Origin of the sequence: Pseudomonas gingeri (assembly GCF_013386115.1) — a bacterium.
GTDB classification, from domain to species: domain Bacteria; phylum Pseudomonadota; class Gammaproteobacteria; order Pseudomonadales; family Pseudomonadaceae; genus Aquipseudomonas; species Aquipseudomonas gingeri.
This window is the reverse complement of sequence record NZ_JACAOR010000001.1, coordinates 1108170-1126439: the sequence shown is the minus strand read 5'-3', so window position 1 is coordinate 1126439 and position 18270 is coordinate 1108170. Positions and strand designations below refer to the sequence as shown.

At 63.5% G+C, this 18270-nt stretch carries 23 protein-coding genes; 10 read left to right on the top strand and 13 right to left on the bottom strand.

Annotated features, from left to right (window positions below; translation table 11 throughout):
- The 4 genes from HX881_RS04870 to HX881_RS04855 form a co-directional block, all read right to left on the bottom strand.
- Positions 1-409, bottom strand: a 409-nt coding sequence (locus HX881_RS04870) for a ribonucleotide-diphosphate reductase subunit beta (RefSeq protein WP_177083169.1), incomplete at its 3' end; no start/stop codon positions are given.
- Positions 410-687: 278 nt separating this feature from the next.
- Entirely contained in the window at positions 688-1062 is a 375-nt protein-coding gene (locus tag HX881_RS04865) for a DUF2784 domain-containing protein (protein WP_177083167.1), read from the bottom strand.
- Between the two features lie 65 nt (positions 1063-1127).
- Positions 1128-2003, bottom strand: a complete 876-nt coding sequence (dapA, locus tag HX881_RS04860; protein ID WP_177083165.1) for a 4-hydroxy-tetrahydrodipicolinate synthase — start codon at positions 2001-2003, stop codon at positions 1128-1130.
- Between the two features lie 262 nt (positions 2004-2265).
- Entirely contained in the window at positions 2266-3414 is a 1149-nt protein-coding gene (locus HX881_RS04855; protein WP_017126116.1) for an FAD-dependent oxidoreductase, read from the bottom strand.
- A 77-nt stretch (positions 3415-3491) separates the two neighbouring features.
- Here HX881_RS04855 and HX881_RS04850 point away from each other — a divergent pair, with 77 nt between their 5' ends.
- Entirely contained in the window at positions 3492-3929 is a 438-nt protein-coding gene (locus tag HX881_RS04850) for a MarR family winged helix-turn-helix transcriptional regulator (RefSeq protein WP_177083163.1), read from the top strand.
- 73 nt (positions 3930-4002) lie between these two features.
- Here HX881_RS04850 and HX881_RS04845 read toward each other — a convergent pair whose 3' ends face one another.
- Positions 4003-4905 (bottom strand): LysR substrate-binding domain-containing protein, encoded by a 903-nt coding sequence (locus HX881_RS04845; protein WP_177083161.1) that lies wholly within the window; start codon positions 4903-4905, stop codon positions 4003-4005.
- A gap of 110 nt (positions 4906-5015) precedes the next feature.
- Here HX881_RS04845 and HX881_RS04840 point away from each other — a divergent pair, with 110 nt between their 5' ends.
- Complete coding sequence (locus HX881_RS04840) at positions 5016-5390, top strand: tautomerase family protein (RefSeq protein ID WP_177083159.1); 375 nt, start codon at positions 5016-5018, stop codon at positions 5388-5390.
- A gap of 119 nt (positions 5391-5509) precedes the next feature.
- On the opposite strand, the gene HX881_RS04835 is transcribed toward HX881_RS04840, so the two are convergent.
- A complete protein-coding gene (locus HX881_RS04835; RefSeq protein WP_017126112.1) occupies positions 5510-6418 on the bottom strand; it encodes a LysR family transcriptional regulator in 909 nt (302 codons plus the stop codon).
- A gap of 101 nt (positions 6419-6519) precedes the next feature.
- On the opposite strand from HX881_RS04835, the gene tam reads away from it, so the two are divergent.
- The 4 genes from tam to HX881_RS04815 all read left to right on the top strand — a co-directional run bounded on the left by tam (position 6520) and on the right by HX881_RS04815 (position 9645).
- On the top strand, positions 6520-7284 hold the full coding sequence (gene tam / locus HX881_RS04830) for a trans-aconitate 2-methyltransferase (RefSeq protein WP_017126111.1): 765 nt from the start codon (positions 6520-6522) through the stop codon (positions 7282-7284).
- 103 nt (positions 7285-7387) lie between these two features.
- On the top strand, positions 7388-7942 hold the full coding sequence (locus HX881_RS04825) for a DUF3455 domain-containing protein (RefSeq protein ID WP_017126110.1): 555 nt from the start codon (positions 7388-7390) through the stop codon (positions 7940-7942).
- A 149-nt stretch (positions 7943-8091) separates the two neighbouring features.
- The gene (locus HX881_RS04820) at positions 8092-8880 is read left to right on the top strand and encodes an outer membrane protein (RefSeq protein ID WP_017126109.1); all 789 of its coding nucleotides are present in this window, start codon (positions 8092-8094) and stop codon (positions 8878-8880) included.
- A gap of 129 nt (positions 8881-9009) precedes the next feature.
- Positions 9010-9645, top strand: a complete 636-nt coding sequence (locus tag HX881_RS04815) for a DNA-3-methyladenine glycosylase I (protein WP_177083157.1) — start codon at positions 9010-9012, stop codon at positions 9643-9645.
- 1 nt (position 9646) lies between these two features.
- Here HX881_RS04815 and HX881_RS04810 read toward each other — a convergent pair whose 3' ends face one another.
- From HX881_RS04810 to HX881_RS04780, 7 genes are all read right to left on the bottom strand, one after another.
- Positions 9647-9976 carry a type II toxin-antitoxin system HicB family antitoxin gene (locus tag HX881_RS04810; RefSeq protein WP_218169225.1) on the bottom strand — a complete coding sequence of 110 codons (330 nt, stop codon included), beginning with the start codon at positions 9974-9976 and terminating at the stop codon, positions 9647-9649.
- A gap of 8 nt (positions 9977-9984) precedes the next feature.
- Positions 9985-10236: a type II toxin-antitoxin system HicA family toxin gene (locus HX881_RS04805; protein ID WP_017126106.1), complete on the bottom strand. Its 252-nt coding sequence runs from the start codon at positions 10234-10236 to the stop codon at positions 9985-9987.
- Positions 10237-10438: 202 nt separating this feature from the next.
- Positions 10439-11812: a nucleotide 5'-monophosphate nucleosidase PpnN gene (ppnN, locus tag HX881_RS04800; RefSeq protein ID WP_017126105.1), complete on the bottom strand. Its 1374-nt coding sequence runs from the start codon at positions 11810-11812 to the stop codon at positions 10439-10441.
- Positions 11813-11915: 103 nt separating this feature from the next.
- Positions 11916-12314, bottom strand: a complete 399-nt coding sequence (locus tag HX881_RS04795; protein WP_017126104.1) for a RidA family protein — start codon at positions 12312-12314, stop codon at positions 11916-11918.
- A gap of 112 nt (positions 12315-12426) precedes the next feature.
- Positions 12427-13740, bottom strand: a complete 1314-nt coding sequence (locus HX881_RS04790) for a sensor histidine kinase (protein WP_017126103.1) — start codon at positions 13738-13740, stop codon at positions 12427-12429.
- The gene (locus HX881_RS04785) at positions 13737-14477 is read right to left on the bottom strand and encodes a response regulator (protein WP_017126102.1); all 741 of its coding nucleotides are present in this window, start codon (positions 14475-14477) and stop codon (positions 13737-13739) included. Before HX881_RS04785 ends, HX881_RS04790 begins: the two co-directional genes overlap by 4 nt.
- Positions 14478-14603: 126 nt before the next feature.
- Positions 14604-15575 (bottom strand): MBL fold metallo-hydrolase, encoded by a 972-nt coding sequence (locus tag HX881_RS04780; RefSeq protein WP_017126101.1) that lies wholly within the window; start codon positions 15573-15575, stop codon positions 14604-14606.
- A 257-nt stretch (positions 15576-15832) separates the two neighbouring features.
- Between HX881_RS04780 and HX881_RS04775 the strand changes: the two genes are divergently transcribed.
- From HX881_RS04775 to HX881_RS04760, 4 genes are all read left to right on the top strand, one after another.
- On the top strand, positions 15833-16096 hold the full coding sequence (locus HX881_RS04775; protein ID WP_017126100.1) for a DUF2790 domain-containing protein: 264 nt from the start codon (positions 15833-15835) through the stop codon (positions 16094-16096).
- Between the two features lie 62 nt (positions 16097-16158).
- Positions 16159-16383, top strand: a complete 225-nt coding sequence (locus HX881_RS04770) for a hypothetical protein (protein ID WP_177083155.1) — start codon at positions 16159-16161, stop codon at positions 16381-16383.
- A gap of 190 nt (positions 16384-16573) precedes the next feature.
- Positions 16574-17500, top strand: a complete 927-nt coding sequence (locus HX881_RS04765) for an extracellular solute-binding protein (RefSeq protein ID WP_177083154.1) — start codon at positions 16574-16576, stop codon at positions 17498-17500.
- Between the two features lie 2 nt (positions 17501-17502).
- On the top strand, positions 17503-18270 hold the full coding sequence (locus HX881_RS04760) for a molybdate ABC transporter permease subunit (RefSeq protein WP_177083145.1): 768 nt from the start codon (positions 17503-17505) through the stop codon (positions 18268-18270).

The window sequence follows — 18270 nt, the reverse complement described above, 5'->3', positions numbered from 1 at the left end:
GGCCTTCCGGGTTTTTCCACAGAGAGATGTCGGCGGTCATGTTGACCTCTTGCGGCATCCAGTGGTTGGCACAACCGTCGAGGTATTTCTGCCAGGCCCAGTCGTACTTGAAGGGGACGAGTTGGTTGAGGTCGGCGCGGCAGTTGATCATGCGCTTTTCATCGACCGCGACACGGGCCGAGGCGCCTTCAAGTTCGGCCAGGCCTTCGGCAACGTCGAGAGCGTCCAGAGCAGCCTTGGCACGGGCGATGGCGGCCGAGTCGGACGCGGTCACGGCACGGGCCTCGAGGGCGGCGGCACCACCGGCGCTGTCCAGGCGGTCCATGTAGGCTTCGGCGGCATGGCCGGCGTTGGCGCCCTTGATCGCTACTTCGCCTTCTTCCTTGTCGAATTCGTCCCAGCTGAGCATCGGATATTCCTTGTATGGGGTGTTTGTAGGCCTGATTCACTGCCGTTCTGTCAGGCAGGTAGACGCGCGTTTGCAACTCCCGGTCAACAGGATTCACAGCACAAGCAGGCATCGGAAAACCCTGGTTTTCCAGGGGGATGAGAGGTGCCGTAGGAGAAGCATGGCACATCATGTAGTGTTTTTCTTTGGTGTCGGCACACTATATGGTGGTTTTTTCAGAGGGTCAATCCGGGAAAAGGCAACAGTGCTGTTTCGTTGCAGTTCCCTCGGCCAGTCGTTCAGAAGGCGGCTCTCAGGCGTCGGGTCTTGAACACGCGCAGGTAGATCGTGAGGTTGAGCAGTAACACCAGGGCGCCCAGGCCCAGCTGCAGGGTGGGGGTCAGCCCGGCGGGATAAATCAGCGGAATCAGGTAGTGCTCGATAAACCCCTCGCCATAACCGCCTTGTCCGGCGGCCTGGCGAAAGAGGTTTTCCCAGCGGGTCAGCGGGCACTCCAGATGCAGGACTTCGACCGCCACGCCCCAGGTGGCGGCGGGCAGGTGCAACCAGATCAACCGGCGCCACCTGAACACCAGCAGCCCGCCAAACAGCACGAACAGGATGAACAGCAGGTGAAACGACACCAGCCCGTCGGCCGCTATCCGGTAGAACATCGCGATTCCCTCTGCTGATCCATGGTGTCAGTCCGGACATCCTACTCGGGTGGCTGCCTCGGCCTCTACCGGGAAGAATGTCTGAGTGCCGCCAGGATCTCCCGCAGGCGCCGCGTGGTGCTTTCGCCGCTGGCTTGCATGGGCGCGCGCAGCTCGTCGCGGATCAGTCCCTGCAGGGCCAGGGCGGCTTTCACCGGGCCGGGGTTGGGCTCGACGAACAGGGCCTGGATCAGCGGTGTCAGGCGGAAAAACGTCGTTCTGGCGGCAGTGAGTTGCTGCTCCCGCAACTGACGATACAACTGCACGAACAGCTCGGGATGGACATGGGCCGAGGCGGCGATCACCCCGGTAGCCCCGAGGCACAGGGCGTTGAAGATCTGGTTGTCCTCGCCACACAAGACATCGACCTGGCCGCTGGCCAGCAGTGCCAGGGTGTTGTTCAGGTTGCCACCACAGTCCTTGATGGCGACGATATTCTCGTGGGCGACGATATTCAGCAGGGTCGCCTGCTCGAAGCTCACCCCGGTGCGATAGGGAATGTCGTAGAGAATGACCGGCACGCTGGAGGCATCGGCGACCGTCTTGAAAAACGCTTCCAGACCGGCCTGGGAGGGGCGGATGTAGTAGGGCGCCGGCACCAGCAGGCCGGCCAGGGGACGCTTGAGTATCTCGCTCTGGAACTGCAGCAGTTCGGTCAGGTTGTTGCCCGCCAGGCCCATCACCACCTGCTGCGGTGGAACTCGTTCCAGCACCGCGTCGAGCACCGCCAGGTGTTCATGCTTGCCCAGCGCGGCGGCTTCCCCGGTGGTGCCGCAGACCACGATACCGTCGACACCGCTTTCCAGCAGATGGCCGACCAGGCGGCGCAGGCCGACGAAGTCGATGGCCTGGTTGATAAACGGCGTGACGATGGGAACCCAGATACCTTGAAACGATGACATGCACTTTCTCCTGATGGTTGACCGTTTCGTCACCGTCAGAAGCGTAGAAGGAAGTTGGGAGGAGGGAGGGTGGTCCGTCGCGCTCAATGTCCTGTCAGCTCATCTGACGGGACAGCGCGCCCCGGTCACATGAGCGACTGTTTCTTCGATTTAGGGGCAAACGCAACGCATACCGGCGCCTTGACATTCAAGCCAATCGCGACAGTGATGAGGTTGAGCGTTGCGGACATATCTGTTTACACCCTGGATCAGGCGTCCAGTTTTAAAAGCTGGCGCCAGGTTTGTCAATCTTCGACAGGTTTTCTTCTGCCTCGGCGCCCAGGTGGCCTTGCATCAGTTCCTGGACCTGCTCGGCCGAGTCCCCCAGCAGCATCTTGTGGGCTTCGGCGGCCGAGAAGGCGGCGCGTTCGAACATCACCTGCTCATGGGCGCGTACCGCGGCTTTCCAGTCCTCGTCGTCCAGCAGCGCTTCAGCCAGGTCCACCGCGTCGCGCAAGGCCAGGTTGGCGCCTTCGCCGGCGGGCGGCATCAGGTGCGCGGCATCGCCCAGCAAGGTGACGCCATCCCGGTGCGCCCAGCGATGGCCGACCGGCAGGACGTGAATCGGCCAGGGTCTGACCGGCTCTTGCGCGACCTGGAGCAGTTGCAGCAATGAAGCGTCCCAGCCGTCGAAGTCGTGGAGCAGGTCGGCTTTGGTTTTTTCCCCATGATGGGTTGCCTGCCGGTGCAAGGCTGCATACACGCGGATATGGGCGTTGGCATTGCGTTGCGCGAAGATCGTCTGCTGCCCGCCCTTGGCCACCAGCATGCCGTGCCCGACCTTTTGTGCGACGTCGGGATACCGGGTATCGGCGTCGGGAATCGACAGCTCATGCAGGGTCAGTCCGGTGAAGTCGGGCACTGCCGCCGAAACCAGTGGGCGTACCCGGGACCAGGCTCCGTCAGCGCCGACCACCAGCTCGAAGCGCTGCCTCAGGCCGTTGTCAAAGCGCAGTTCGGTGTAGCCATCGTCCTGTTGCTCCGCGTCCCTGAGGGTATGGCCCCAGCGCAGGGCGTCTTCCGGGATCGACTCCAGCAGCAGTTCCCTGAGCTGACCACGATCGATCTCCGGACGGTCGCCGCTGGCGGCATCGGGTTTTTCCAGCAACAGCGCACCGTGCTTGTCGAACAGGCGAAATCCCTGGTCCTCGTAGCGGGCAAACTGCAGGAACACCTCGAACAGGCCGCCACGGCGGAGCGCGTACTGGCCGGTCTCCACGTGCAAATCGAGCATGCCGCCCTGGGGGCGGTGCGAGGCGGATTCGTCACGGTCGAAAATCAGAAAGGGCACGTCCTTGAGATACAGCATCCGAGCCAGCATCAAGCCGCCGAGACCGGCGCCGACGATGGCGATACGCGGATTCGATACCATGGTGTCATTCCGGAGCGTTGTTTGTCATAGGCACCTATGATGTATTAGCATAGGTGCCTATGACAAGGGGGCGAAACATGAATGATGTGGATCTGTATCAGGTGCCTTCTTTCCTGATCAAGCGCGTGTCGCAGGAACTGATTCGTCAGGCTGAAATACGCTTGCGGCCTTTGGCCATCGGCATGGCCAGCATGCCGGTGCTGGGCGCGTTGAAGCGGGGAGAGGCGCGGACCCAGGCCGAGCTCGCGCGCTTGTTGCAGGTCGAGCAGCCGTCCATGGCCCAGACCCTGGCCCGTCTGGAGCGTGACGGCCTGATTCGGCGCAGGCCCGATCCGCAGCACAAGCGTATCCAGATCGTCGAGCTGACTGAACTGGGGCTGGCCCGGATACCGCAGGCCAAGGACATCCTTTGCGACGGCAACGACAAGGCGCTGGTGGGTTTCAGTGCCGAAGAGGTGGCGTTGTTCGTGGACTTCCTGCAGCGGGCCAATGCCAATCTGCGCAAGGAAGACTGAGGCTTGAGAACCGGCGACGAGACGGTTGAGTCTTGTGTCGGCTCTTAGATCGTCATCGCCAGCAAGCCGGTTCCTACAGGGTTGGCTTCCAGGGTTGGGCAAGGGTATGGAATGCCTGTTCCTCCAGGCTTGCCTGAATTGCCGCCGCCAACTGCCGGACCGCTGCCGCTGGTTCCTCCACGGCACGATGCAAGACATAACCCAGGCTTGGCACCTCCGGTAGTCCCGGCAGCACCGCCAGCTGGGCGGGCAGGCCGATGCGGGTGCGCAGGGTGATGCCGAGGCCGGCCGTGACCGCTGCCCAGATCCCGCCGACGCTCGGGCTGGTCAGTGCCACCCGCCAGGGGATGCGTGCCTGGTCCAGCGCCAGGGTGGCGGCGCTGCGCAGCACGCAGGGGGCTTCGAACATCACCAGGGGCAGCGGCGTGCTGTCCTGGTCCGTGGACAAGGGCATGTCCCTCGGGCCGATCCATTGCATCGGCGTCTTGCCGATCCGGCTGGAGTAGGGCGTATTGGCCGCTGTTTCCCAGGCCAGCGCGAGATCCAGCTGACCGCGCTCGATCAGCCCCAGCAGCTCGGCATTGCGGCCGATCCGTACTTCAAGGCTGACCCGCGGGTGAGCCCTGGCGAAACGCCGCAGGATCTCACTGAGCAGATGCTCGCCGAAGTCCTCTTGCAGGCCCAGGCGCACGCAACCTTCGACCTGGGCTTCGTGCAGGCTCGCGAAGATATCGTCGTTGAGTTCCAGCAAACGGCGGGCGTGGCTGAGCAGGGCTTCACCCAGGGGCGTCAGCACCAGCCCGCGTCCGGATTTCGCCAGCACTGCGCTGCCCACCTGTTCTTCGAGTTTCTTCAACTGGGCACTGACCGCCGAGGTCGAGCGGCCGAGCCGTTCGGCGGCCTTGGCGAAGCTGTTGAACTCGATGCCGGTGACAAAAGTGCGCAGGACATCAAGGTCGAAGGTCGGACGGCGCATGCTTTGAATGTCCATTAAATCGGGATGATGGGTTCTATTTAATCTGATATTCGGAACGATCCTCGCTTGTTAATTTCTCTCCGTCAACCCGATCAGCGGAGCTGTCTGTCATGCCTTTCACCCGTATTTCACTGCACCGGGGCAAGTCGCCCGAGTACCTGAAACAGCTTTCCCAAAGTGTCCACGATGCCCTGGTGGAGCGTTTCGAGGTGCCGCCCGCCGATCGCTTCCAGGTCATTCACCAGCATGAGGTGGGAGAGCTGATCTTCGACCCACACTACCTTGGCGGTCCGCGCAGCCAGGACTATGTGCTGATCGCCATTACCGCCGGCCGACAGCGGCAGACTTCGGTCAAGCAGGCGTTCTACCGCACGCTGGTGGAGCGTCTGCAAGCGGCGCCGGGGCTGGACCCGGAGGATGTGATGGTGGTGATCACCACCACCGCTTCGGATGACTGGTCGTTTGCCGGCGGTCGGGGCAATTGAACACATTTCCTGGATGGGCGTTGCCTGTGTGGGAGGGGGCTTGCCCCCGAAGAGGCCCGCAAGATCGCTGAAATCTTCGTCTTACTGCCGCTCGGATCAAGCCCGCTCCTGCAAGCTGTTCAGCACTCGGTGGCTGCAGCCTGGATGACCATTTCACGGAAACGCTGCAACACTGACGAGCTGTCACCCACGCGGGTCGCCAGGTGCAAGGGCGCAATCAGCCCCGGGCACTCCGTCAGGGCGCGATAGGCGATACCGTCGCCCCGCAGGCGCTGCATCGAGGCCGGCACGATCGATACGCCCAGTCCCGCCGCCACCAGGCTCAGGGTCGCGGCCATGCGCGGTGCTTCCTGGATCACCCGCGGGCTGAAGCCGGCTTCGCGGCACGCCACCAGGATGGCGTCATAGAGGCCCAGGCCGACCCGGCGCCGATACAGGACAAAGGCTTCGCCGGCGAGGGCGGACAAGGGCAGGGCGGTTGCGCTGTCCCGGGCCAGGGGATGATCCATCGGCAGCGCCAGCAGCATCGGTTCGATCAGGATCGGTTCGGCCTGCAGGGTCGGCGTGCCGCTCAATGGCGAACGCACGAAGGCCGCATCCAGTCGCTCGTGTACCAGGGCGTCCATCAGCTCGCCGGTACCGGCTTCTTCCAGGGCCACCGAGACGCCGGAAAAGGTTTCGCGAAAGTGCCGCAGTACCCCCGGTACAAACGGATGCAAGGCCGCCGAACTGGTGAAGCCGACGCCGAGCCGCCCCTGTTCGCCACGGGCGGCGCGGCGCACCACTTCGGTCACGCCTTCGGCCCTGGCCAGCACGGCACGGGCTTCCTCCAGCAGCGCCAGGCCGGCGGTGGTCGGGCGCACGCCACGGGGCAGGCGCTCCATCAGCGCCACGCCCATTTCGGCTTCGAGCTTCTGCAACAGGCGGGTAAGCGGCGGTTGCTGCATATGCAGACGCTCCGCCGCCCGGGTGATATGTCCTTCCTCGGCGATCACGACAAACGCGTGCAAACGACGCAGCTCTAGCATTTCAATACCTTTGGAGTATGGCAGCTTGTCATTATTGGCATTTGTCATCATGGTTTGCAAAACCTACGCTGTGCTCACTCCCACACACAAGAGGAAGCGTGATGACCTGGTCAGCCAAGCAATATTCGACCTTTGAAGCAGAACGAACCCGTCCCGTCCGTGATCTGGTGGCTGCCATCCCGACGCGTTCGGTGCAGGTGGCCGTCGATCTGGGTTGCGGTCCGGGCAATTCCACCGAGGTCCTGGCCCAGCGTTTCAGCGAGGCACGGGTTACCGGCATGGACAGTTCCGATGACATGCTGGTCAGTGCCCGGGAGCGTTTGCCCGCGCTGAATTTCGAACTGGCGGATATCGCGACCTGGAACCCGGACCAGGCTTTCGATGTGATCCTGGCCAATGCCTCGCTGCAATGGCTGCCGGATCACGCCACCCTTTACCCCCATCTGGTGAGCAAGCTGGTCGCCGGTGGCAGCCTGGCGGTGCAGACCCCGGACAATATGCAGGAGCCGTCCCACCGGCTGGCCCGCGAAGTGGCCGCGGACGGGCCGTGGGCAGCCAGGATCGGGACGGTGCGCCATCCACCACGGCACGACGCGACGTTCTACTATGAGCTGCTGCGGCCGCACTGCACGACGGTGGATGTCTGGCGCACCACGTATCACCATCCACTGGCGGGTGGGCATGCGGCGGTGGTCGAATGGTTCAAGGGCTCCGCCTTGCGACCTTACCTGGCACCGCTCGACGAGGCGGAAAAGGCCGCTTACCTGCAACGTTACCTGGCGGCGATCAGCGAGGCTTATCCGGCGCTGGCCGACGGTACGGTGCTGTTGCCGTTCCCTCGGTTGTTCGTGGTCGCGACCCGTTGAGCATCGATTGCGGAAAAAGTCGCGAATAAAAATCACGAGTGAGTTGTTCTCCTTCCAGACGCCGCCACACTGACCGCGATCCTGACAAGTGGAACTCTCACTCATGCACGACACCGTCCCGATGCAACTCGCTCACAAGCGCAGCCATGGTCCTTCAGGGGCTGTCCGGGTGCTGGCCATCCTGGGGCTGCTGCTCTGTGGGTTCATTACCGGCACCACCTGCGCGGCGGATGCCGCGCCCAATCTGCTGACAGCCGGTGATGCCACGGTGCTCTCGGTGCGGGGTGAAGGCGTGCAGCTCTACAACTGCGCCGCGGACACCTCGGGCAAACTCACCTGGCAGTTTCGCGAACCTCTCGCCACCCTGATCTTCAACGGCAAGACCGTCGGACGGCACTTCGCCGGGCCGACCTGGGAGTTTGCCGACCGCAGCGCGGTGGTCGCCAAGGTGGTGTCCCAGCAACCTGGCGCGACGAAGAAAGACCTGGCGCTGCTCAAGCTGGAGGTGGTCGATCACCAGGGCAGCGGTGCCTTGTCGAAAGTGGTCTCGGTCCAGCGCCTCAACACCCGTGGCGGAGTCTTCTCCGGGGCCTGCACCCAGGCCGGGGCTATCCATGTCGAACCCTACAGCGCGGACTACCTGTTTACCGCCGAATAACCCTTACCGCTGAATAGCCGTGGTCCGCGCCGCTCAGGCACGGGCCGGCAAAACACCCCCTTTGTTCAATCCCCACATGCGGGCCCAGGCCCGTGTGCGGGCAACGCTGTGCCCAAAAAACACTTGACCGACACACCAGGAGCTTTCACATGATCAATCGTCTTCTCGTTGCCACGACCGTGACCCTGCTGGGCAGCCTGGCCGCCCAGGCCGCCGATCTGCCGACCTCGGCCCCGTCTAGCCATGCATCGTCCAACGCTGCCGTGGACTGGACCGGTTTCTACGGCGGCGTCAACGCAGGCGCCGGTTTCGGCGGCGACACCAGCGTGCACACCAAGGGCCAGGCGGCACCGAACATCGCCAATATTGCCGGTGGTGCCCGTCCGGGCTCGGTGGACCTGGATCGCAACGGTTTTGTCGGTGGCGCGCAACTGGGCTACAACTACCAGTTCGGCCAGTGGGTGGCCGGTGTCGAGACCGACCTGTCCTATACCGACCTGAATGACAGCCGCAATATCGGCACCCGCCAGTTGAACACCGGCGCCGCGCTGAACAACAAGTTCGAATCGAAGATCAAGTACCTCGGTACCCTGCGTGGGCGTTTCGGCTATGCCTTCGACCGTACCCTGGTCTACGGCACCGCCGGTCTGGCCTATGGCGAAACCAGCCAGAGCGTCGATATGTTCGGTCCGACCGGCAACACCCAGTTCAGCGGCAGCCAGAGCCGGTTCAAGGTCGGCTACACCGTCGGTGCCGGTATCGAGCAGATGCTGACCAGCCAGTTGTCGCTCAAGACCGAATACCTCTACTACGACCTGGGTGAAGACAAGCTCAACGTCAAGGTCATCCCGGGCAGCGGTGGGGCCGGCACCGGTTATGATTCCAGGTTCAAGAACGACGGACAGATGCTGCGAGTGGGCTTGAACTACCGCTTCTGATCCCCGCGAGTGCGTTCGTGCTGCGGCCCGCCCTGGCAACAAGGCGGGCCGTTGTCGCACAAGATCCTCGCAACGGCGTTGCCCGTCGTGTCAGGATTGACCACTACCATTGGCAAGCAAAGGCAGTGCATGGACACGATTTCCCCGGGCCTGATGGTCGACGAGTCGGGCATCACCCGATGCCTCTGGCGTTCTTCCATGCCGGAGTATGTCCATTACCACGATGCGGAGTGGGGGCGTCCCGTCACCGACGATATTCGCCTGTTCGAGAAAATCTGCCTGGAAGGTTTCCAGGCGGGCATGGCCTGGATCACCATCCTGCGCAAGCGCGAGAACTTCCGTGAAGCCTTCGAGGGATTCGATTTCCGGCGTGTGGCCCGCTACACCGACGCCGACGTGGCCCGGCTGATGGATAACCCCGGTATCGTGCGCAATCGCAGCAAGATCCTTTCGGTTCTCAACAATGCCCGCCGCGCCTGCGAACTGGTGGAGGAGAGCGGGTCGCTGGCGGCCTGGATGTGGTCGTTCGAGCCTTCGGCGGATGAGCGGCCCGCCGTGGTGGACTTCGACTACTGGAAGGCCAACCCGACGTCGCCGGCCTCCGTCCGCTTGTCCAGGGCCCTGAAGCAACGCGGCTGGACCTTTGTCGGCCCAACCACGATATATGCCCTGATGCAGGCCACGGGCATGGTCAACGACCACCTCGCCGACTGTGCCTGCCGGGCTGAAATCGAGCAACTGCGCCAGGGCCTGAGGCGTCCCTGAGTCAGGCGTGGCGCAGCAGGTATTCGCTCAGTGCCTGGCGGGTCAGGTCGTTCAATGTCAGTTTCTGGCGCGTGGCGCTGAGGGCGGCGGCCAGGTGCAGGTCATGGCCGACACGGACGTTGAACGAACCCTTGCACGGTACTTCGGGAGACTGCTTGAGGCGCTGGCAGTTGTCGAGATAGTCCTCCACCGCCTCCTTGAAGGCTGTTTCCAGCTCCGCCACGGTCTGCCCCTCATAGCTCACCAGCGCCCGGATGAACTGAAGTTTGCCGAACAGGCAGTTGTCCTCGACGCTGGCTTCGATGGAGCCGTAATAGCCCTTGTAGTGCATCTGATTGGTCACGGAATCAGTCCTCCTGAGCGTAGATGGTCGATCACCTGACGCCTGATATAGGTTCTCAGCTCATTGCCTGGATGAGGTTTATGCAGGCTGATCGCTGCAAGCGGATCGCCGTTGTCGAACTTGACCCGGCTGCCTGAACCTTCAAGCCGGCGGTAGCCGAAATGGCCCAGCAGCGTGACCAGTTCCGGCCATGTGAAGGCCATCCATGGGTTGAGCAGTTTTGCGAGCAGCTTTTCATTCCTGGACACCGGGCCTCCTGCCTGCAACTAAATATAGTTGCACTGATGTTGAGGGTCAAGAATGAGTGGGTTTGCCCAGGCGATCAAGAGGGGATCAGGCGCTGTTTACGTTTCCTACAGGCCTTGAGGAAAGGGTGCTGCGAGCGTTCGCGGGGATGGGGAGCTGGCGGCTGGAGCAGCCGCCAGAATGATCCTGGCGGATCAGCCGATTTCAGGTAACGACCCGATAGCAAGGCTCGTAGGCTGCGCCGCCCGGCAGTTTCATCCGGTGTTGCGCGACGAAGGCCTGGAGCAGTTTATCCAGCGGCCGCATGACTTCGGCATCGCCGTGGATTTCGTACGGGCCGTGTTCTTCGATCAGGCGAATGCCCTTGTCCTTGACGTTGCCGGCGACGATCCCGGAAAACGCCCGGCGCAGGTTGGCCGCCAACTGGTGCGCCGGCTGGTTGCGGTTCAGTTTCAGGCTGGCCATGTTGGCGTGGGTCGGGTCGAACGGACGCTGGAAACCCTCGTCGATCTTCAACAGCCAGTTGAAGTGAAAGGCGTCGTTGCGTTCCCGGCGGAACTGCTTGACGGCTTTGAGACCCAGGGCCATCTGCCGGGCGACCTGGGCCGGATCGTCGATGATGATCTGGTAGTGCTGGTGCGCCGCTTCGCCCAGGGTGGCGCCGACAAAGGCGTGCAGTTGCTGCAGGTAGGCTTCCGCGCTTTTCGGTCCGGTGAGGATCACCGGGAACGGCAGGTCACGGTTGTCCGGGTGCATCAGGATGCCCAGCAGGTAGAGGAATTCCTCGGCCGTACCGGCACCGCCCGGGAAGATGATGATGCCATGGCCGACCCGCACGAACGCCTCCAGGCGCTTCTCGATGTCGGGCATGATCACCAGTTCGTTGACGATCGGATTCGGCGCCTCGGCGGCGATGATGCCCGGTTCGGTCAGGCCCAGGTAGCGGCCGGTGGTGATGCGCTGCTTGGCGTGGGAGATGGTCGCGCCCTTCATCGGTCCCTTCATCACGCCGGGACCGCAGCCGGTGCAGATGTCCAGGCTGCGCAGGCCCAGTTCGTGGCCGACTTTCTTGGTGTACTGGTACTCCTCGCTGCTGATCGAATGACCGCCCCAGCACACCACCATCTTCGGCTCCAGGCCGGGACGCAGGGTGCGGGCGTTGCGCAGCAGGTGGAAGACGTAGTCGGTGATGCCCTGGGAACTGTCCAGGTCGATGCGCTGGCTCTCCAGCTCGTTCTCGGTGTAGACGATATCGCGCAGGGCGCTGAAGAGCATTTCCCGGGTGCTGGCGATCATCTCGCCGTCGACGAAGGCATCGGCCGGGGCGTTCAGCAGCTCCAGGCGTACGCCGCGGTCCTGCTGGTGAATGCGGATCTCGAAATCCTTGTAGGCTTCGAGGATGGTCTTGGCGTTGTCGACATGCGCGCCGGTATTGAGGATGGCCAGGGCGCACTGGCGGAACAAGGTGTAGATGCTGCCGGAGCCGGCCTCGCTCAGTTGTTGCACTTCACGTTGGGAAAGGGTTTCAAGGCTGCCCTTGGGGCTGACCGAAGCATTGATTACGGATCGTTGGGTCATTCTCTATTCCATGAAAGCGACGCGGCCGGGCGACAAGGTGCCGGCGGCATCAGAAAGGCCGGCGTCGACCGTGGTCGTACGCCAGGGGTGAGGCAAGGCGCGATCATGCGCTGCGTTGTACCGCCACGCACTTGATCTCCGCCAGCAGGCCGGGGTGTGCCAGTTCCGCGACGCCGATGGACGTCCAGGCACAGTGCCCGCGTGGAAACACACGATTCTTGACCTCGCGAAAGACTGCCATGTGCTGGCTCATATTGACATGATAGGTGGTCATCTCGACCACGTCGTCAAATGTACAGCCGCCGGCGGCGAGGACCAGGCGCAGGTTTTCCCAGCAGGCGACGAACTGCGCCTCGGGATCGGCGATCACTTCCAGTTGTGCGGTACGGCCCACCTGGCCGGCACAGTACAGCGTCGCCCCGACCTTGACGGCGGGCGCGTAGCCGGCGCGTTCGACGATCGGACGCATGGATTCTGGAATGATGATCTCGCGGTCTGTCATGGGGCGTTTTCCTGATAATGCTGGAAGCGGGCACTCAAAAAGTGCCCTAGCATAGCTAAATCAGGCGCCCAGGTGTGCCTCGCCGGTCCGAGACACGCCGTCGCGGGAACGGTCAGTGCTGAGCCGTCCCCAGTTGCAGTTCCGCGCACAGGCCGCCGCCTTCGCGGTTGCTCAGGGTCAGCGCACCGCCGAGGGCGACCGCCAGTTGCTGGGCGATTGCCAGCCCCAGGCCGGTGCCGCCGGTGCTGCGATTGCGCGAGCTTTCCACACGGTAGAAAGGCTTGAGCACTTCCTGCAGTTCGTCCTCGGCAATTCCCGGACCGCGGTCGAGCACCAGGATCGACAGGCCCTGGTTGTCCTTCGAAGTCACCACCAGTTGGGCGGAACCGGCGAACTTCAGGGCGTTGTCCACCAGGTTGACCAGCACCCGGCGCAGGGCATGGGGGCGAATGTCGATCAGCGCGCCGTTCTTGCCTATCAATTCCACTGCCTGCCCGGTGTCCTGGTAGTCGAATACCAGGCTGTCGAGGAAAGAATCCAGGTCGATACGGCAACTGACTTCGGTGGCGCCGTGCACGCTGCGGGCATAGGCGACGCCTTCGCGCACCAGGTGTTCGATTTCACCCAGGTCCTGCCAGAGCTTGTCCTTTTCCGTGGACTCGTCCATGAACTCGGCGCGCAGTTTCATGCGGGTGATGGGGGTCTGCAGGTCATGGGAAATCGCCGCCAGCAGTTGCATGCGTTCCTTGAGGTAGTCGGCGATTCGTTTTTGCATGGCGTTGAACGCGGCGGCGGCATGGGCGACCTCGGAAGGGCCGGCTTCGTCCAGGTGCACGCCGTGGGTATTGGGGTCGAGGTTTTCCACGGCCTGGGCCAGGCGGGTCAGCGGACGCACGGCGATGCGTACGGCGAGCCAGGTGCAGGCGAGCATCAGCAGCAATTGCCCGAGCAGGACCACCGGTAGCCAGGGCAGCATGGGCATGATCGCCGGCCGTACGTCGATGGTCACCGGACTGCCATCCTTGAGCGTCAGGTGCGCCTGGAAGTGTTTCTGCGGGCCGGGGATATCGTTGAAGGTCACCGGGTAGTCCGGGCCCAGGGCGTCCTCGATCGAGGGCACGGCAACCGGCAGGTCGCCTGCGCTCATGGGCACGCCCTGGGTTCCTTCGTCCAGCAGGTAGCTGTAGTTGTGCCGCGCCAGGCGGGGCAGCCAGCTGTCGCGCTCCACCGCCGGCAGGCGCTCGAGAATGGCGATGGATGTCGACACATCGGTTTCCAGATTGCCGAGCATGGCGTTCTTCGCGCTTTCGTAGCGCTCATAGGCTTGTGCGGCGAAGGACAGCGCCTGGGCCAGGATCAGGCAGATCAGGAAAATCAGCGACAGCCGCGACGCCAGTGTTCGCGGCCAGTGCAGGACGCGTTTCATGACTCGGCACCGAGGATTTCCACCGGCAGGGAGAACACATAGCCTTCGCTGCGCACGGTCTTGATATAGGCCGGTTCCCGCGCATCATCCAGCAGGCGCTGGCGCAGGCGGCTGACCAGCAGGTCGATGGAGCGGTCGAACAGGTCGGCGTCGCGACCCTGGGTCAGGTTGAGCAACTGGTCGCGATTGAGCACCCGCTGCGGGTGGTCGAGAAACACCCGCAACAGGCGATACTCGGCGCCGCTGAGGGCCACCAGGGTGCCGTCCTCGTCCAGCAGGTGACGGGCGGTGGTGTCCAGTTTCCAGCGGCCGAAGCCCAGCAGGCGGCCGCTTTCGGTCACCACCAGGTTGGGCGGCAGCATCCGTGTGCGGCGCAGCACGGCATTGATCCGGGCCAGCAGTTCGCGGGCGGCGAACGGCTTGACCAGGTAGTCGTCGGCCCCCATTTCCAGGCCGATGATGCGGTCGGTCTCATCGTTGCGGGCGGTCAGCATCAGGACCGGGGTGGTCTTGTGCTTGCCGGCGCGCAGCTCACGGCACAGTAGCAGGCCGTCGTCGCCGGGCATCATGATGTCCAGCACGATCAGGTCGACCGGGGTGGTTTCGAGGAAGGCGCGCATTTGCCGGCCGTCGGCGACGACGGTGGTGCGCAGGCCGTTTTTCTTCAGGTAGTTGCCCACCAGCTCCCTGATCTCCCGGTCATCGTCCACGATCAGAATGTGATCGACATGTTCCATCGTTTCAACCTCTGTCAAAAATGAGTCATGGCCCAGTCTAACCGGGGCCGTGATGCTTGCCTGCGGTGCTTTGTATTGCAGTGTATCTGGTGGGCGGCGGATACATGGATATTCAAAAAAGCCGGCTCAGGGACGGATTCGCTGCCCATCCTCGGCGAAATCCAGCGGGCCGCGATAGTTCTGGCGAATGGAGCGGCTGGCGGCGTCACGGAACTCGTCGGTGTCGTTGGGCAGGTGGCTGAGCAGCAGGTGCGTTATCCCGGCCAGATGGCTGATCCTGCCGATATCGACGGGGGCGCTGTGCAGGGTGTAGAGAATCGGCGGGGCGCTGGGCGGGTCGAGCACCGGATCGTTGAACACCAGCAGTTGCGAGCCCTTGGCGATGCGGGCCAGCGCGGCATGGCCGTGGGTGTCGATATCGCCGCTGAACGTGATGCTCTTGCCCTTGTAGTCGACCCGGTAGATCACGGCTGGCGCGTCGCCGTGATGGCCGATCGTTGCGCTGATCAGCAGGCCGTCCTGGTCGAGGATGACCTGGGGCGTATCGTCGTCGGTACTGGTCGGGGCGGACAGGTCGGTGACGTCGAAATTGACATGCCCGGCAAAATCCTCCAGGTAACTGAAGGCGCCGAAGGTTCCGAAGAGCAGGTCGACAAACTGGCTGGTGGCGGGGAAGCGCGCGCCAGGCTTGCCGTTGCCGGCGGTGGTGGGTGTACTGGCGCCGGGGCCGAAGATCCGGAAGTCGATATCGGTGCGAGTGCTCACGGCGCGGGCCTTGATGATGCCCGGCAACTCGGCGGCGTGATCGACGTGCAGGTGGGTCAGCAGCACGATATCCAGCTTGCGCAGGTCGAGCCTGGCCTCGCCGATCCGGGCGAAGGTGCCGGGGCCGGCATCCACCAGGATGCGTGGCGTGCCATCCAGCAGCAGGGCATAACCCGCGCCTGCCCGGCCGTTGGCACCGGGGCCGCCGGAACCCAGTACCAGCATTTCCAGCGCGGCGGGGGCGGGTGTTTCCTGTGCGGCCAGCAGGCCGCCGCTGCCCAGTAGCAGGCTGAACAGGGTCGCGCCCAGCAGCAGGTTTTTCGGGAAAGGCATTGTCTGATTCCTTGCGTCGATCATGTCGGTGATGCAGTTCACCGCAGTCATGTATCCAGGATATTTCCAGCGCGCATGTTGTTCGCCGTACTTTTTTCGTCGGTGTGTATCGCTGTGTATCCCAGGCGGCTCCAGACACTTGAGGTTTAACAGCCACCGGTTCGCGACACACTCGGGATACCTGCCGGGCATTCAATGGGCCCCATCGAGACAACAGCGCTCGCCCCACTGAATCCAACTACCGACGGGAGTCCCTCATGAACACCAAAGCCATCTACGCCGCCTGCCTGTTTGCCGCCCTGAACATCTGCACCCTGTCTGCCCGGGCCGAAGCCCAGGTGCAGCCGCAAACCTACAGCTACGGCACTCACCTGGATGTACGCAAGGTGCTGTCCCTGACCCAGGAAGCCGGTCCGGAGTGCGGCGTGGTCAATGCCCGGATGAGCTACCTCGACTCCCAGGGCCAGCCGCACATCCTCGACTACCGCAAGTTTTCCGATATCTGCCACGAAGGGGGATAAGCCTTGCGTCGTTTTGCCTTTGCCCTGTTTTGCCTTCTATTCCTGATACGAGAGTGCATGCCATGAACCATATTAAAACCTACCTGAGCGCGATTGCTTTCTCCCTGGCCGGTGCCGCGGTGCACGCCGATGCCGCTACCGAAAAGCGCCAATGCCCGGACGGCGTATGCTTCCAGCTGACACCCGTGGCCGCCCAGCCGTCTGCGCCCTTGCTGGGCGAGAACGGTTCCAGCCGTACGCCGCAAGGCCGTTATCTGGAGGAACAACAGGCCAGTGCCCAGGCCTGAACGGCTCCCGCTGACCCAGCGTCCCGGCCCCGAGTGCCGGGCGCCCGGGTCGCCGGCCAAGGCTAACGGACAAAAGATAGCGCCCAAGTCTCAATATCGTGCTTTCCCGCGCCAGCCCCGTTCCCTGCCTTTGTGCGGGGCGTTAGGCTGCGCCGCTATATACATGACCCTATAGCGGTGGAGCGACAGCATGAGCACGCATCTGTGGAAAATGGCCCTGGGCGGATTGGCGTTGTTGATGTCCCTGGTCGTCCAGGCAGCCGAGACCCTGCACGTCACCTATGCCGGCTCCATGGGCGTGGTCATGGACAAGTCCCTGGGGCCGGCGTTTGCCCGGCAGCACCAGCTGACTTACCAGGGGCAGGGCGAGGGCGCCTATGGCCTGGCGCGCATGCTCGCCTCGAAGACGGTGGTGGCGGATGTGTTCGTCTCGATCACTCCGGGGCCCATCGAGATTCTTCGCCAGGCCGGGCTGGTGGATGAGGCGGTGCCGGTGGCCAGCACGCGCATGGTGATCGCCTATAACCCCAGGAGTTCGTTCGCCAAGGCGTTAGAGGCGAGCAAGGCGGCGAATGCCGAGCAATCCTGGTGGCAGGTGCTGCAGCAGCCGGGGCTGCGTTTTGGCCGGACCGACGCGGCGACCGATCCCCAGGGCCAGAACATCGTGTTCGCTATGCAACTGGCGGAAAAATACTACCGTCAGCCCGGCCTGGCGCAGCGGGTGCTCGGCGATGTACAGAACCCGGCCCAGGTGTTTGGCGAAGGTGGCTTGCTGACGCGCCTGGAGGCCGGGCAGGTCGACGCGGCTTCGGGCTACGAGAGTGCGACCTTGTCGGCGGGCCTGCCCTATGTGGCGTTGCCGGACGAGATCAACCTGAGCAACCCGGCGTTCGCCAAGGACTGGTATGACACGGTCAGCCTCAGTCTCAAGGACAAGGCCGGCAAGGATCAGGTCCTGCGTCCGCAACCGCTGGTGTTCTACGCGGCGGTCCTGAAGAACGCGCCGAATCCCGCGCAGGCCAAGGCCTTTGTCGCTTTCATGCAGTCGGCCGAAGGCCAGGCGCTGTTTGCCCATGATGGTTATGGCCGGCCCAAGGGCGATGCGCTGGTCAATTGACGATGTCGATCCTGAGCCTGCGGCTGTCGACCTGGCTGTGCGTGCCGGCGGTCCTGCTGCTGGGCCTGCCGTTTCTGGCGCTGGTACGGGAAACCGCCTGGAGTCATCTGCAACTCGCTTATGGCGACTGGAGTGCGCTGGGTGTGTCGCTGGGGCTGAGTCTGGTATCCAGCGCATTGATCGTGCTGCTGGGCCTGCCCCTGGCCCGCTGGCTGGCGCGGACCCGCTCGGCGTTCAAGCGGAGCGTGGAATCATTGGTGCTGATGGCGCTGCTGACCCCGCCGCTGGCCATGGGCATCCTCCTGGTTTCGGCCTATGGGCCCTATGGCACCCTGGGCGGGCCGCTGGCGCGACTGGGCGTATCGCTGACCAACAATGCACCGGCGTTTATCCTGGCCCAGTTGTATGGCGGCCTGTCCTATTTTGTCCTGGCGGCCCGTGGGGCGTTCGAGGCGGTGCCGTTGTCCCTGGAAGAGGCCGCGCGTGGCCTGGGTTGCTCCAGTGTCCAGGTGCTGTGGCGCGTTACCTTGCCCCTGGCGGCGCGGGCGCTGGCCGCCGGGCTGGCGATTGTCTGGGTCCGGGTGATCGGCGAGTTCGGCATCGTCATGGTCTTTGCCTATTTCCCCCAGGGCATTCCGGTCAAACTGTTCGTCAACCTGCAGAACGACGGGGTCGATGCGGTCTATGCCTTGCTCTGGTTGCTGCTGCTGGTGACCTTGCCGTTTCCGCTGTGGTGCCTGTCGGCGTTTGGTCGGACGACCAGAGGGTAG